The sequence below is a fragment of the Acinetobacter equi genome, from assembly GCF_001307195.1.
Taxonomy (GTDB): Bacteria; Pseudomonadota; Gammaproteobacteria; order Pseudomonadales; family Moraxellaceae; genus Acinetobacter; species Acinetobacter equi.
On sequence record NZ_CP012808.1, the window covers coordinates 1,742,624 to 1,756,300 of the forward strand.

A 13,677-nucleotide genomic window follows, 5' to 3' on the forward strand; every position below is an offset into this window, starting at 1 on the left:
TCTTGAAAAAAGAGAGAGCTAATGAAGGAAATATAAAATGACAGAACGTTCCCCATTACGGGTTGGAATTGGTGGACCAGTCGGGTCTGGTAAAACTGCTTTAACATTGAATTTGTGCCATGAGTTGCGTGAAAAATATAACATGGCAGTTGTAACAAATGATATTTATACTAAAGAAGATTCAAACTTTTTAACACGGCATGAAGCAATGAATCCTGAACGTATTGTTGGTGTTGAAACTGGGGGGTGTCCACATACAGCAATTCGTGAAGATGCTTCAATTAATTTAGCAGCGATTGATGATTTATGTGAAAAATTCGAAGGTCTAGAGCTAATTATTATTGAAAGTGGTGGTGATAATCTTGCTGCAACTTTTAGCCCTGAGCTATCCGATTTAACGTTATATGTAATTGATGTTGCGGGTGGAGAGAAAATTCCGCGTAAAGGTGGGCCTGGAATTACTAAGTCTGATTTATTGATCATTAATAAAACTGATCTTGCACCCATGGTTGGCGCAAATTTAGATGTAATGGATCAAGATGCAAAACGTATGCGAGGTGACAAACCATTTTTATTTTCAAATATGAAAACGAAAGATGGGTTAAATGAAATCATCGAATTTATTGAGAAACAGGGTTTGTTTAAGGCGTAATGGAAATGAAAAATTTAATTCAACGATTAACTTCAATTAGTTTACTTTTTGTTCCAATATTTGCCTATGCTCATCCAGGGCATTATCATGAACATGAAGCGGGTTTTTGGACAGGGTTCATACATCCATTTACAGGTCTAGATCATTTAATGATGGCTTTAGCATTTGGTGTATTGATGTGGACAGCGAGTAAACAATGGAAGCTAACAGGTGCACTAAGCTTAATTGTAGCATTGGTTGTTGGTTTTGTTTTAGGTGCTAAGACAACTGTGTTTACAGACTTTGCGGAATATGGAATCGTTGCTTCACTGATCATTCTTACTGTCGCTTTATGGATGAAATCTAGAGTGATATTTCCTATTGCAGTAGCATTTTTAGCGACATTTCATGGTGTTGCACATGGTACAGAACTTGCGAACCAAGGACATTGGCTGTTACAAATTTTAGGAATGTTGTGTGCAATGAGTGCACTTTATATTTTGGGTCTAATTTTGGGCAAGTTTATCATCAGTTATATTCCTTATGGGAAAAAAATTGTAGGAACATTGGCAGCAATTGTTGCAATTATTGGTTTAGCTTAAAAATAAATACATGAATAATAAATAAATTCAAGGTAGCATATATGTGCTACCTTTTTTCGTCGTTAGGCAATGAAAAAATATATTTTTTTAATCATATTAGGTTTCTTTAATTCTCTTGCATTGGCAGATGAGTATGTCGATGAAGAAAATTTTGCTAAGCCGACTATTTTTGACATTCAAGCAAAAGAAGAAAAGGAACAGTTTGATGCACTAGTTGAGGAAACTCAAGATTACAGTGTTATGAATAATAAGCTATATGAAAATGATAGAATTAAAATTTATAACAATACTTTATATGAGTTTAGTCCTCTAGACCAAAAGATGGATACCACTCAAATTGTGCCTAATATTGCAAATGATTTAAAATTTTCCATTGGTTATGGCATGGAATATAAGATAGATAAATATCGTAAAGTTGGTTATGAGTATGTATCAAATTTTCCATATGATCGTGGACAAATGATTCGTTTTTTTTGGTCTAAGGATTTTTAAATATAATATTATTAGCTGATTATGAACGTACTAACAGTGAGAAATATACCAGAAGCAAATAATAAACTAAGCACAATTTTATTAAATTGTTGAGCTGAAATTTTATAAAATAATTTAGCACCCCAGATAGCAGGCAGACTAACAGCAATTATGAGTACTGCAAAATAAGGTAGAAGATGGCTTTGCAAATTACCCTGTATGGTATAGCTGAGGATTGCACAGATTTGAATAGCAAAATTAAAGTGGCGCATAATATAACGTTGTTTATCTTTAGGCATGTTTTTAAGCATGACCCATGCAGATGGAATAGCCCCACTAAAACCACCTAATCCACCTAAAATTCCACCAACAAATCCAATAAAAATATCTGCGATTCCTCCAGCATTTTCTATGATTTTAATTTGGGGTCTGAACAACATTAATGGGCTCCAAACCATTAGAAATGTCCCTAGAATAAATTTAAATGTTGAAGCATTAACGTGTTCAAGCAACCAAGTTCCTAAAGGAACTCCGATTAAACCTGCAAAAATATAGGGTAGAATAAGTGATTTATGGAACTGGAATAAGTTTTTTTCGCTACTCAGAGAAATAATATGCCCCCATAGGGAAGCAAATACGACTAAAGGTGCTGCAAGTTGAGGAGCTAAAATCCATACCCAAAATGACATGGCAACAAGTCCAAATGCGAAACCTGTTAAACCTTGAATAAAACCAGCAACAATTGCACCAAAAATAAAAATGAGCCAGGCCATAAAAAGATCGCAAGTGTTTTGAAAGAGTATTATCTATGTAAGTTATTAAAATATAAATGGTTTATTTATATGAATATCAGCTGGTATATTGAAGATAAAAGATAAGAAATATTATTTTAAATTAACTATGAATAAATAATGAATGGGACTCTACAAGATGAAACGTAAGATTCTTTAGGAATGCGTATTTAGATTAAATAATGTGCACAATAAAATGAGGATGGAAATAGAATGAAAACACTATTTTTGCTTTCTAGTTGTGTATTATTTTTGACTGGATGTATGATTACACCGAGCGATGATTATTATAGTAGTATGGGCTATTATTCAAGCCCTGTTTATTATAACTATTCATCATCTTATCGAAACTATCATACGGTAAAACCTGTAAGACAGGATATACATGCGGTACGGCATTCTAGTTCGCCTAAATATAATCAAAATTTAAATAAACCGAATAAACCATCATTGGGTAAGGAGCAATATCGTCCTATTCGACCTGAAAATAGTCAACAACGACCTACTAGACCACAACAGCAAAGTCGCCCTCAAAGTTCAAAACCCAAAGATCAGCATCAAAATAAACGGCCAATAAAAAATGATACAAGCGCTACTAGACCGAATGAAGAGCGAAAAGTTAAACAGTCAAGACAATAAAAAAAGGATGCCTAAGCATCCTTTTTTTAAATTGTTTTTTTAAATAAGCCAGCTCTTACACTACCAGCCTTTGTTTCTTTAATTTGTTGCCATGATGAAGGTAATTGTAGTTGTCCAATATCTTGATCGGCTTCAACATAAATAAGTCCACCTATTTTAATTAATGGATCTGCCAAAGTAGCTAATTCTGTCCATAAATTTAAGCTGTAAGGTGGGTCTAGAAAAACTAAATCAAATTGTTCTTTCAAGCTTGGTAATGTTTGTTGTGCTGTGCCAATTTTAAGTTTTGCACGCTGATTTGTTACTTTTAGAAGTTCAAGATTATCTTTTAAAAATTTGGTTTGAGATGTATTTGGCTCAATCATAACCACTTGGCTTGCACCTCGTGATAAAGACTCAAATGCTAGTGCTCCAGAACCTGCACAAATATCTAATACATTTGTATTTTGAATATCCCACATGAGCCAGTTGAAAAGCGTTTCACGAACACGATCAGGCGTTGGGCGTAAACCGTCAATACTCGCAAAAGGAAGTTGACGTCTTTTCCAATCACCACCAATGATGCGGAGTTGATTTTTCATATATTAATCTCGTTCTACTATTGCTTGGCTTGCTGGTGTAGCGGCAGATGCTTCTCTTTGAGGGGGATTCGTTGCATTTGGATCAGCGGATAAGATTTGATTACCACTTGGTAATTCACTTGGTTTGATACCAGCAGTCATTAAGCCACCACTAATATGTGTTCCTTTTGGAATAATTGGATTTTTCTTACGGGTTAATAGCCAATAGTCAAACATTGGTTTGGCAAGTTGGGCAGCAGAACCACCGTGGCGACCATTTTCCCAAACGACAGCAATTGCAATCTCTGGATTTTCTGCTGGAGCAAAACCAACAAATAAACCATGGTCAAGTTGACGCTCTGTAAGTAAAGATTCATTATATTTTTTACCCTGAGCAATACTTTTTACCTGCGCAGTACCTGTTTTACCTGCGATTGAATACATTGGCGTACGAATACCACGTCCTGTACCAGAGTTAACAACATCGACCATTGCCTCACGCATTTTTATCCAATCTTCAGGTTGTCCATTAAATTGGATTTGACCATCTGAAGCATTATGTACTTTATATGGTTTAGCACCTTTACTCTCACGTAAAACATGAGGTGTGATGTGAGCACCTTGGTTTGCTGTAATAGCAGTTGCCATAGCAAGTTGTAATGGTGTTGAAGTAAATGCACCCTGACCAATACTGACCGAAATAGTTTCACCTTTTAACCATTTTGCATTACGAGTACGTAATTTCCATTCAGGACTAGGGTATAAGCCCGTACTTTCACTAGGTAGATCAATGCCAGTTTTTGCACCAAAACCGAATTGGCGCATCCAAGCATTCATCTTTTCAATTCCCATTCTATAAGAAAGAATATAGAAGTAGGTATCACATGAAACAACTTGAGCTTTATGTAAATCTACAGCACCGTGTCCTGTTTTTTTATGGTCACGGAAACGATGGCTATCACCAGGTAATGTAAAATAACCATGGTCGGAAATTTGGGTTTTCCAATCAATATATCCGTAATGAATTCCACCTAAGCCGAACATAGGCTTAATGGTTGAACCTGGAGGATAAGCTCCCTGAACAGCACGGTTGTAAAGTGGTTGGTCTAAATTATCACGTAATTGCGAATAATCAGTATTGCTAATTCCTGTCACAAATAGATTAGGATTAAAACTAGGACTTGAAACTAAGGCTAGAATTTCACCTGTACGAGGATCCAAAGCAACAATAGCACCACGACGACCAGCTAATTGTTCGCTTGCAATCACTTGTAGACCATAATCGAGAGATAGATATAAATCATTTCCACGAATTGGATCTTTTTTACCTAAATGGCGTAGAACATTACCATGCGCATCGGCTTCAATAGATTCATTTCCAGGTACGCCATGTAGGAGTTGTTCATATGATTTTTCAACACCAATTTTTCCAATTAGGTTTGTTCCTGCATAGGCATCTTTATCAATTTCTTTGAGTTCTTTATCATTAATTCTTCCAACGTATCCAATCACATGAGCAAATAGTTCCCCATGTGGATAATAGCGTGTCATTTGGAGTTCAATATTTACGCCAGGAAATAAAAATTTCACTTCACTAAAACGAGCAATATCTGTTTCATTTAGATTGAGTTTAATAGAAACACGTTCAGTTTTTCGAGCTGTTTTTATACGGCTTTTAAAGCGCTCAATATCTTCTTCTGTAAGTGATAATACAGGACTAAGGCGACGAATAGTATCATCTATATCATCTACATCAGCACGGCTAATTGTGGCATTAAAAACAGGTAGATTATCTGCCAATAAAATACCATTACGATCATAAATGTAACCACGTGCTGGTGCTAAGGGTTGTAGACGAATACGGTTTTTATCTGATGCTGTACTAAATTCATCAAAACTAGTGATTTGTAAATATGCATAACGAACCACAAGAATTAGCAAGAAAAAAGTAATAATACCAATAGATATGAAGACACGATTGCGAAATATGCGCTTTTCTTGCTGCACATTTTTAAGTGGAAAATTCGGTTTCATATGTTCTTGGCTGTATCTGCTGAAAAAATAGAGAATTCTGCCTATTCTAACGTAATTTTAGAAATGATTGTGTAGATGAGATTGGCAAAATGTTTGCCTACTACAATTTTTTGACTTTCTAGACATGAAAAAAGAAAATTTATGTATATAAGCCTATAAAATTATCTGATAGAGTCATGAGGCTAAAATTTACAGTAACTTAAAAAGGTATAGCTCAATTCATTAGCATATGACATTAAAAGAAAATTTAAAAATAATATGATGATTTATAACAAGGATTTAAATATTATTTTGGAAGCTTAAATAAATGGAATATGAATAAAAACTCTTTTAAAATTAAAGTAATTTACCATTGAGAAGCTTTCGTATAATTCATCAAAAAAGGTTATTATATTGAAGACTTGTAATTCATGGTCTTTTTACGAAAAAAGTAGATTGTTATGATTCAGTTTGTTTTATAAATTTTCAAATGAATCTGATTCATTTTATTGTTTATATTAATTGAGCTATTGATTTGCCATTTTCATTTGCTACAAATGAAAATATGAAATCATATTGTTTTTTCATTTTTGAAGACACTCTTGAAAAGAGTGAACTTGAAATTCAACCGCAGTAATTAGAAAGAAATACGGAAAAATTCATGCTTGAGTACCTTCATCAGTTGTTGCTAGCATTTCTGAATCGCCCAGACTTATGGGCTGTGCTCAGTATCGTTCCAGTGACAACTTTTGTGACATGGGCACATGTATGGATGGCACTGAAAATGGTATTTTTCCCTATTCATTTTTGGGGATTTCATATTGGTTCTATTCCAATAGGTTGGCAGGGTATTGTTCCTAGGAAAGCTGGACGAATCTCAGGAATTATTACAGACAATACGTTATCGAAATTAGGTTCGTTGAGTGAATTTCTCGAGGCTATGGATCCCGATGATATGGCACGTATTATTGGTGAACAAGTGACACATGAACTTGATAATTTAATTGATGAAGTGATGTTGGAGCGTAATGCTATTCTTTGGGAAAATCTGCCATATTCAATTAAAAGACGTATTTATGCGCAATCACATAAACAATTGCCTGCAGTTTTAAAAGATTTAGTAACAGATTTAATTTTGAATGTTGAATCTTTGGTAAATATGCGTGAAATGGTGGTCAGCCAAATGGAAGGTGATCGTCGTTTAATGGTTCGTATGTTCCTCAAAGTAGGACAAAAAGAAATTAATTTTATTTGGCACATGAGTGCACTTATTGGAATGTGTTTTGGTTTTGTCCAAATGATTATTTGGTTAATTGTACCATGGCATTGGACCGTTCCTTTTTGGGCAGCAATTTGGGGATTTTTAACAAACTGGATTGCAATTTGGATGGTGTTTAATCCACTTTATCCACATCCAGTGAAATATCCTAAATTCTTTACACGTGTAAAAGGTCACAAATTTCCTTGGATTAAACCTGTGTTACCACATATGAGTACCTATAATATTCAAGGGGCATTTATGAAACGACAAGAAGAAGTTTCAGATGTCTTTGCAAGTGTTGTAACAGAAGATTTAATTACGTTAAAGACCATTATGACTGAGATGATGTATGGTCATAAAAAGGATAAAACGCGCCGTATAGTCAAAAAACATATTAATAAAATCATGGAAACACCTTTAGTTCGTACAACATTACAGCTATCTTTAGGTCCAACAGAGTATGCAAAACTCAAGTCGGACTTGATCGATCGCTCAATTGAAATTACGATGGTGCCTGTAAGCGATCCAGCGTTTAACGCAAGCCGTGCACAAAAGATCTATCAAATGTTCCGTGATCGTATTCGAGATTTAACTCCTAAAGAGTTCCAAAACCTATTACGTCCTGCATTTCAGGAAGACGAATGGATTTTGATTTTACTGGGGGGCGTAACTGGGTTTTTAGCCGGGTTAATACATTTATTTGTCGCTTTCTTATAATTCGATATTTAATGATGAGTGAATTAAACGGTTCATCATATTAAATATTATATACATTGTTAAAATGAGGATGTTTCATTATGCGCATTATCTTACTAGGACCACCTGGAGCAGGTAAAGGTACACAAGCTCAGTTGATCTGTAAGCGCTACAATGTCCCACAAATTTCAACCGGTGATATGCTCCGTGCTGCAATTCGTGAAGGTACTGAATTAGGTCTTAAAGCTAAGAGTGTGATGGAAAGCGGTGGTCTGGTATCTGATGAGTTAATCATTGGTCTTGTGAAAGAGCGCATTGCTCAACCAGATTGTGTGAATGGATGTATTTTTGACGGTTTCCCTCGCACAATTCCACAAGCAGAAGCTTTGGAAAAAGAAGGTATTAATATTGATCACGTGATCGAAATTGATGTGCCTGATGAAGAAATTGTTCAACGTTTATCTGGTCGTCGTCAACACCCAGCTTCAGGTCGTGTTTATCACATTGTGTATAACCCACCAAAAGTTGAAGGTAAAGATGATGAAACAGGTGAAGATTTAGTTCAGCGTCCTGATGATCAAGAAGAAACTATTCGTAAACGTTTAGGTTCATATCATACTGAAACTGAACAACTCGTTGGTTTCTACCAAGGTCGTGCAACAGCTGGTGAAAATGCACCAACCTACAACAAATTGAACGGTTTACGTCCAATTGAAGAAGTTCAAACAGATTTGTTTGCAATTTTAGATCAATCTAAATAATAGAATTTGATTTTAAAATTTTGACAAGAAAAGAGTCCTAAGTCATATTAGGGCTCTTTTTTATATCTTTAATTTGAGGATATTCCTTTGCAGAATATTGCTGTTATTGTTTTACTAATAATTTGTTTCGTTGTTTTAGTCGCATTATTTGTGATTAGTTATAAAATGTTGATTAAAGTACGCACAGAAGAAAGAGCAGAAAATGTAGGTAAAGCACCCCAGCGTCGGTTGCATCCGAAATTAAAAGAATTAGAGCGTGAAAAACAGGCTCAAGAACAGCAAGAAAAATAATTCAGAAATTTAAATGATTATGAAAGCTGAACATTAATGTTCAGCTGTTGAAATATTTGTTGTTGGAATACGAGCTGCACCAAACTCAAATCGATCAGGCCAATTACATACATCTGATACAATACATTCATTGCATTTTGGTTTACGTGCAATGCAGCAATAGCGTCCATGTAAAATAAGCCAATGATGAGAATCTATAATAAATTCCTTTGGAATAACCTTAACTAATCGGTGTTCAACTTCAAGTACATTTTTACCGATTGCTAAACCAGTACGATTACCTAAACGAAATATATGGGTATCTACAGCCATAGTTGGCTGACCAAATGCAGTATTTAAAACAACATTTGCTGTTTTACGTCCAACACCAGGTAATGCTTCTAAATCGGCACGGTTATTTGGCACAATACTATTATGCTTTTCTATTAGTATTTTGCATGCTTTAATCACGTTTTCTGCTTTTGAATTATATAAACCAATGGTTTTTATATATTCTTTTAGACCATCTACACCTAATGCATAAATGGCTTCAGGTGTATTGGCTATAGGAAATAATTTATCAGTCGCTTTATTTACACTGACATCGGTAGCTTGGGCAGAGAGCGTCACCGCTACTAATAATTCAAAAGGGCTTGAATAGTTGAGTTCAGTCTTTGGATTAGGACGTTGTTCACGTAAGCGTTCAAAAAAGGTTTGAATCTGCTTTTTTGTCATGTTTTTTACTGCCATGAACTTATGCTCCTAAGTCAGCCATTTTTTGTATCAACTCTTCAAGTTGATTACGTTTAGTTTGATCTTCACGGACACTTAATTGTTTTTCTAATTTCTTAATTTGAGTACGAATTTTTGCGAGCTCAATTGTTGTTTTAGCATCCTGTTGCACAGCCATTGGTTTTGGCTTTTCGAGTACTTTAATTGCTGGAACTGCATCAGATTGTGCTGAAAATTGTGCGAATAACTCGGTATCAATTTCTGCACGGACTACAGGTCCTTTACGATTTAATCGACGTTTTTCTTCACGTTGAATATGTGCATAGTACCGCTGGCGTAAATCATTTTGTTCTTGAATCCGAGTGTCACTATTTAATATAGGTTGTAAATCTTCGACTAAATCAATGCAATCTACAGGACAGGGAGGAATACATAATTCACAGCCAGTACATAGATCTGTTAGGACGGTATGCATAAGTTTTCCAGAACCAATAATGGCATCTACAGGACAAGCACTAATACATTTTGTACAGCCAATACATTCATCTTCTCGAATAATTGCTTTCATACGCTGAGGACGACCATCTGCTTGGATAGGCCATACGCTTTCTTCTGCAACTAATTGTTGTCGATCTAATAAATTTGCAAGTGCATCTGCTACGGGTTGCCCGCCTGGAACGCACTTATTGGCTTCTTCACCTTCAACTATAGATTTTGCATAGGGCAAACAACCATCACGATGACCACATAAACCACATTGAGTTTGGGGAAGTAAAGCATCAATTTTTTGGATGAGTGCGATTTGCGAATTCATTGGAAATACCACAACTACAAAAAATGCAGTAGAAATAAGGAGATTTAGATTAGGGTGCTGATTTTAGCATGAAATATCCGAATTATCTTGTGATCTATATTGGTTCACTATATGCTTTATAATTGTGCGTTAATTGTGGTTTTATTTGTTATTTTGATTTATAAATAACCAATAGTTATTTGTATATAATAAATATAAATAATTGTTATTTATAATTTAATTAAAATTCATTTAAAAAACCATTGTAGATTTTTTACAAAAGGTATTAAATGTTTTGCGCCAAAATATATCATTGATTGAAATTTTGACCAATTTTGATCCATTTCTGCTGAGGATTAAGCGTTGAAATATAACACCCTTAACGACTTCCTAGACTACGTTAAAACACGTGATTCACATCAACCAGAATTTCTTCAAGCTGTTGAAGAAGTAATGACAAGCCTTTGGCCTTTCATTGCAAAAAATCCACAATATGCTGACCATGGTTTACTTGAGCGTTTAGTTGAACCTGAACGTGCAATTCAATTCCGTGTCTCTTGGGTAGATGATCAAGGTCAAACACATGTTAACCGTGCTTTCCGTGTTCAATACAACTCAGCAATCGGTCCATTTAAAGGTGGTATGCGTTTCCATCCATCGGTGAACCTTTCAATTCTTAAATTTTTAGGTTTTGAACAAACTTTTAAAAATGCTTTAACTACACTTCCTATGGGTGGTGGTAAAGGCGGTTCAGACTTTGATCCTAAAGGAAAGTCTGAAGGTGAAATCATGCGTTTCTGCCAAGCATTAATGATTGAGTTATATCGTCATTTAGGTTCAAACACAGATATTCCTGCTGGTGATATCGGTGTAGGCGGTCGTGAAGTTGGTTACATGGCTGGTATGATGAAAAAACTCAGCAATGACACTTCATGTGTATTCACTGGTAAAGGTTTAACTTTTGGTGGCTCTTTAGCTCGTCCAGAAGCAACTGGTTTCGGGACTGTGTATTTCGCTGAGGAAATGCTTAAGACTCGTGGTGAAAACTTTAAAGATAAAGTTGTGGCAATTTCTGGTTCTGGTAACGTTGCGCAATATGCTGCTGAAAAAGCAATGTTCCTTGGTGCTAAAGTTGTTTCATTGTCAGATTCAAATGGTACAGTTTACGTTAAAGATGGTTTCACCGATGAACTTCTTCTTGAAGTGATGGAGCTTAAAAATGTAAAACGTGGACGTATTTCTGAATTTGCAGCAAAACATGGTTTTGAATATTTAGAAGGTCAACGTCCTTGGTCAATTAAATGTGATATCGCATTGCCATGTGCAACTCAAAATGAGTTAGATGGCAATGATGCAGCAACACTTCTTGCAAATGGTGTTATTTGTGTTGCTGAGGGTGCAAACATGCCTTCAACTTTAGACGCTGTTGAGAAATTTGTTGAAGCAAATATTCTTTATGCACCAGGTAAAGCATCAAATGCTGGTGGTGTAGCAACTTCTGGTCTTGAAATGTCTCAAAATGCTTTACGTTTAGGATGGACTTTTGAAGAAGTTGATGAGCGTTTACATGCAATCATGAAAGAAATTCATCGTAACTGTGTTAAATACGGTACGAAAGAAGATGGTACTGTTAACTATGTTGATGGTGCGAATATTGCAGGTTTTGTAAAAGTTGCTGATGCAATGCTTGCTCAAGGTGTTTACTAATTAACTAGTAAATTACTGCATAAAAAACCGATGAATTTTCATCGGTTTTTTTATTTCAAAAAGCTTTTATTACGGAAGTGTTTTTTTTGTTTCTTTACTTTCGACCGTCATATCATAAATATAAGCATATTTAGATTGATCTGCGGCAGGATTTTTTATTTCATAGCGCTTTAAGCGAATAATTTGCTGTAAATCATTACGGTGTGCGAAGTTTTCAATTGGGCTATAAAATAAAGACCAATCTTTATCTATGTGTGTTCTTAAGCCTTTTTCATCATATTTAATTTCTCGTACAAGTAAGCATTTTTGTGGAGTAACACCTGCACAGTCTTTCATTTCAGGAGAAATCTCTAAAAAAATAGTTTCAGCTTGTATTTGATACTTCGCTTCAGGGGTCATTTTGCCTGTAAAAGTAATAGCTGATCCTTGTGCTGAGGTCAATGTTAATGTTGGTGCATCAATATTCTTTAAATCAATAGAAAAAGGAATTTTTTGATTGGTTAATAGTTGTGCTGCAAATTGCTCTTGTTTTGTTGCTTCAGTGTCACAGGCCATGAGTGTGCCCATACCACTTCCTAGTTCTAGTTGGTTTTTATTTACTTTCCATGAACTACCTAAAGTATTACAGCTTGTAGAAATACTTAAACGATTTGATGGATTAAAATTTAAAATAATAGGTTTAAGGTTAGGGCTTGTGATTGTTTCCCATTGATAATTGGTTAAAACTTTGTCAAGCTTTTGAGTTGATGTTGTATAGTTTGTTGAAATTACACCAGTCGATTGACAAGCGGCTAATGCCAAAGGCAAAAAAGCTAAAGTCATTAATTTAAATTTCATTTTTAACCAATTCAATCATTAAATGGATGTTGAATAGAATAAATGAATAGGGTTGTAAAATGATGGATACATTTGAAACTTTTGAGTATCAAAATGTATCCAAAAGAAGCAATTGTGAATGATCTTACAACTTTAATCGAAGCGATAAATATCCATTCCTAATGCACCCATCGTAAAGCTACTATGCACAACATTGAAGAGTTGACCTGTACCCATTGAAAAAAATAAAGGTTCTAAATGTTCAATAGTCGGATGATTACGTTGAACAAAAGGAAGATTTTCCCAATGTAAAACGGCGTCAAAATCACGATGGTTAAGCTTATTTACGACATAATTGCGGAAAGTAGAAGCCCACTCAGGAATGGCATTTGAGCCCCCATCCCATGATAATTCACGTAAATTATGGGTAATACTTCCAGAACCAATAATCAGAATTTGTTGCTCTCTAAAGATTGCTAAACTTTGACCTATTTTATATATATCTTGTGCGGACATTGTAGTTGGAAGTGATATTTCAATGACTGGAATATCTGCTTTTGGATACATGTGTAGCAGGGGCATCCACACACCATGATCACGAGGACGAGAGCTATTTGCATGCGCTGCAAATCCGGCATCGGCTAAGATATTTAAAATTTTTTCAGCCAGTTCTGGATGACCAGGAGCAGGATAGCGTAGTTCATATAGTTCTTGAGGGAAGCCTCTAAAATCATGCCAAGTCTCAGGTCTAGTTCCAGTATTTACTTCTAAAGACTCACTTTCCCAATGAGCAGACATGACGATTATCGCTTGAGGTTTAGGTAAATTTAAGCTGAGGCGTTCTAATGCAGGACCAACTTGTTCTGGATTCAGTGCAAGCATAGGCGATCCATGAGAGATGAATAACCCAGGAAGCGTTTGTAAATTCATGATG

General features: G+C 35.3%; 15 protein-coding genes. 8 read left to right on the forward strand and 7 right to left on the reverse strand.

What is annotated here, in order from left to right; genetic code table 11:
- The first annotated feature begins 37 nt into the window (after nt 1-37).
- From ureG to AOY20_RS08300, 3 genes are all read left to right on the forward strand, one after another.
- Nucleotides 38-652: an urease accessory protein UreG gene (gene ureG / locus AOY20_RS08290; protein WP_054581417.1), complete on the forward strand. Its 615-nt coding sequence runs from the start codon at nt 38-40 to the stop codon at nt 650-652.
- A 5-nt stretch (nt 653-657) separates the two neighbouring features.
- On the forward strand, nt 658-1,233 hold the full coding sequence (locus AOY20_RS08295; protein WP_054582567.1) for a HupE/UreJ family protein: 576 nt from the start codon (nt 658-660) through the stop codon (nt 1,231-1,233).
- A gap of 69 nt (nt 1,234-1,302) precedes the next feature.
- Nucleotides 1,303-1,725, forward strand: a complete 423-nt coding sequence (locus AOY20_RS08300; RefSeq protein WP_054581418.1) for a hypothetical protein — start codon at nt 1,303-1,305, stop codon at nt 1,723-1,725.
- 11 nt (nt 1,726-1,736) lie between these two features.
- Here AOY20_RS08300 and AOY20_RS08305 read toward each other — a convergent pair whose 3' ends face one another.
- Nucleotides 1,737-2,477 carry a sulfite exporter TauE/SafE family protein gene (locus AOY20_RS08305; RefSeq protein WP_054581419.1) on the reverse strand — a complete coding sequence of 247 codons (741 nt, stop codon included), beginning with the start codon at nt 2,475-2,477 and terminating at the stop codon, nt 1,737-1,739.
- Nucleotides 2,478-2,708: 231 nt separating this feature from the next.
- Here AOY20_RS08305 and AOY20_RS08310 point away from each other — a divergent pair, with 231 nt between their 5' ends.
- Nucleotides 2,709-3,134 carry a hypothetical protein gene (locus tag AOY20_RS08310; protein ID WP_054581420.1) on the forward strand — a complete coding sequence of 142 codons (426 nt, stop codon included), beginning with the start codon at nt 2,709-2,711 and terminating at the stop codon, nt 3,132-3,134.
- 26 nt (nt 3,135-3,160) lie between these two features.
- Here AOY20_RS08310 and rsmD read toward each other — a convergent pair whose 3' ends face one another.
- Nucleotides 3,161-3,715 (reverse strand): 16S rRNA (guanine(966)-N(2))-methyltransferase RsmD, encoded by a 555-nt coding sequence (gene rsmD / locus AOY20_RS08315; RefSeq protein ID WP_054581421.1) that lies wholly within the window; start codon nt 3,713-3,715, stop codon nt 3,161-3,163.
- A gap of 3 nt (nt 3,716-3,718) precedes the next feature.
- Nucleotides 3,719-5,728, reverse strand: a complete 2,010-nt coding sequence (gene mrdA / locus AOY20_RS08320) for a penicillin-binding protein 2 (RefSeq protein WP_054581422.1) — start codon at nt 5,726-5,728, stop codon at nt 3,719-3,721.
- Between the two features lie 640 nt (nt 5,729-6,368).
- Here mrdA and AOY20_RS08325 point away from each other — a divergent pair.
- The 3 genes from AOY20_RS08325 (at nt 6,369) to AOY20_RS08335 (ending at nt 8,716) form a co-directional block, all read left to right on the forward strand.
- Nucleotides 6,369-7,685 carry a DUF445 domain-containing protein gene (locus tag AOY20_RS08325; protein WP_054581423.1) on the forward strand — a complete coding sequence of 439 codons (1,317 nt, stop codon included), beginning with the start codon at nt 6,369-6,371 and terminating at the stop codon, nt 7,683-7,685.
- A gap of 80 nt (nt 7,686-7,765) precedes the next feature.
- Complete coding sequence (gene adk, locus AOY20_RS08330) at nt 7,766-8,425, forward strand: adenylate kinase (protein WP_054581424.1); 660 nt, start codon at nt 7,766-7,768, stop codon at nt 8,423-8,425.
- Nucleotides 8,426-8,512: 87 nt separating this feature from the next.
- Entirely contained in the window at nt 8,513-8,716 is a 204-nt protein-coding gene (locus AOY20_RS08335; RefSeq protein WP_227510324.1) for a hypothetical protein, read from the forward strand.
- Nucleotides 8,717-8,749: 33 nt separating this feature from the next.
- Here the strand turns inward: AOY20_RS08335 and nth are convergent, their stop codons facing one another.
- The gene (gene nth / locus AOY20_RS08340; protein ID WP_054581425.1) at nt 8,750-9,445 is read right to left on the reverse strand and encodes an endonuclease III; all 696 of its coding nucleotides are present in this window, start codon (nt 9,443-9,445) and stop codon (nt 8,750-8,752) included.
- A 4-nt stretch (nt 9,446-9,449) separates the two neighbouring features.
- Nucleotides 9,450-10,241: an RnfABCDGE type electron transport complex subunit B gene (locus tag AOY20_RS08345; RefSeq protein ID WP_054581426.1), complete on the reverse strand. Its 792-nt coding sequence runs from the start codon at nt 10,239-10,241 to the stop codon at nt 9,450-9,452.
- A gap of 342 nt (nt 10,242-10,583) precedes the next feature.
- Between AOY20_RS08345 and gdhA the strand changes: the two genes are divergently transcribed.
- Nucleotides 10,584-11,927: an NADP-specific glutamate dehydrogenase gene (gdhA, locus tag AOY20_RS08350; protein WP_054581427.1), complete on the forward strand. Its 1,344-nt coding sequence runs from the start codon at nt 10,584-10,586 to the stop codon at nt 11,925-11,927.
- A 69-nt stretch (nt 11,928-11,996) separates the two neighbouring features.
- On the opposite strand, the gene AOY20_RS08355 is transcribed toward gdhA, so the two are convergent.
- Both AOY20_RS08355 and AOY20_RS08360 read right to left on the reverse strand, forming a co-directional pair.
- The gene (locus AOY20_RS08355; protein ID WP_054581428.1) at nt 11,997-12,764 is read right to left on the reverse strand and encodes an META and DUF4377 domain-containing protein; all 768 of its coding nucleotides are present in this window, start codon (nt 12,762-12,764) and stop codon (nt 11,997-11,999) included.
- A 132-nt stretch (nt 12,765-12,896) separates the two neighbouring features.
- Nucleotides 12,897-13,673: a dioxygenase family protein gene (locus AOY20_RS08360; protein ID WP_054581429.1), complete on the reverse strand. Its 777-nt coding sequence runs from the start codon at nt 13,671-13,673 to the stop codon at nt 12,897-12,899.
- Nucleotides 13,674-13,677 lie beyond the last annotated feature (4 nt).

Bases quoted from the DNA above. Each gene is read 5' to 3' on its own strand.
- AOY20_RS08310 (WP_054581420.1), top strand. From the start codon at position 2,709: ATGAAAACACTATTTTTGCTTTCTAGTTGTGTATTATTTTTGACTGGA.
- rsmD (WP_054581421.1), bottom strand. From the start codon at position 3,715: ATGAAAAATCAACTCCGCATCATTGGTGGTGATTGGAAAAGACGTCAA.
- AOY20_RS08295 (WP_054582567.1), top strand. From the start codon at position 658: ATGAAAAATTTAATTCAACGATTAACTTCAATTAGTTTACTTTTTGTT.
- AOY20_RS08345 (WP_054581426.1), bottom strand. From the start codon at position 10,241: ATGAATTCGCAAATCGCACTCATCCAAAAAATTGATGCTTTACTTCCC.
- AOY20_RS08305 (WP_054581419.1), bottom strand. From the start codon at position 2,477: ATGGCCTGGCTCATTTTTATTTTTGGTGCAATTGTTGCTGGTTTTATT.
- AOY20_RS08355 (WP_054581428.1), bottom strand. From the start codon at position 12,764: ATGAAATTTAAATTAATGACTTTAGCTTTTTTGCCTTTGGCATTAGCC.
- AOY20_RS08360 (WP_054581429.1), bottom strand. From the start codon at position 13,673: ATGAATTTACAAACGCTTCCTGGGTTATTCATCTCTCATGGATCGCCT.
- AOY20_RS08325 (WP_054581423.1), top strand. From the start codon at position 6,369: ATGCTTGAGTACCTTCATCAGTTGTTGCTAGCATTTCTGAATCGCCCA.
- adk (WP_054581424.1), top strand. From the start codon at position 7,766: ATGCGCATTATCTTACTAGGACCACCTGGAGCAGGTAAAGGTACACAA.
- nth (WP_054581425.1), bottom strand. From the start codon at position 9,445: ATGGCAGTAAAAAACATGACAAAAAAGCAGATTCAAACCTTTTTTGAA.
- AOY20_RS08300 (WP_054581418.1), top strand. From the start codon at position 1,303: ATGAAAAAATATATTTTTTTAATCATATTAGGTTTCTTTAATTCTCTT.
- mrdA (WP_054581422.1), bottom strand. From the start codon at position 5,728: ATGAAACCGAATTTTCCACTTAAAAATGTGCAGCAAGAAAAGCGCATA.
- ureG (WP_054581417.1), top strand. From the start codon at position 38: ATGACAGAACGTTCCCCATTACGGGTTGGAATTGGTGGACCAGTCGGG.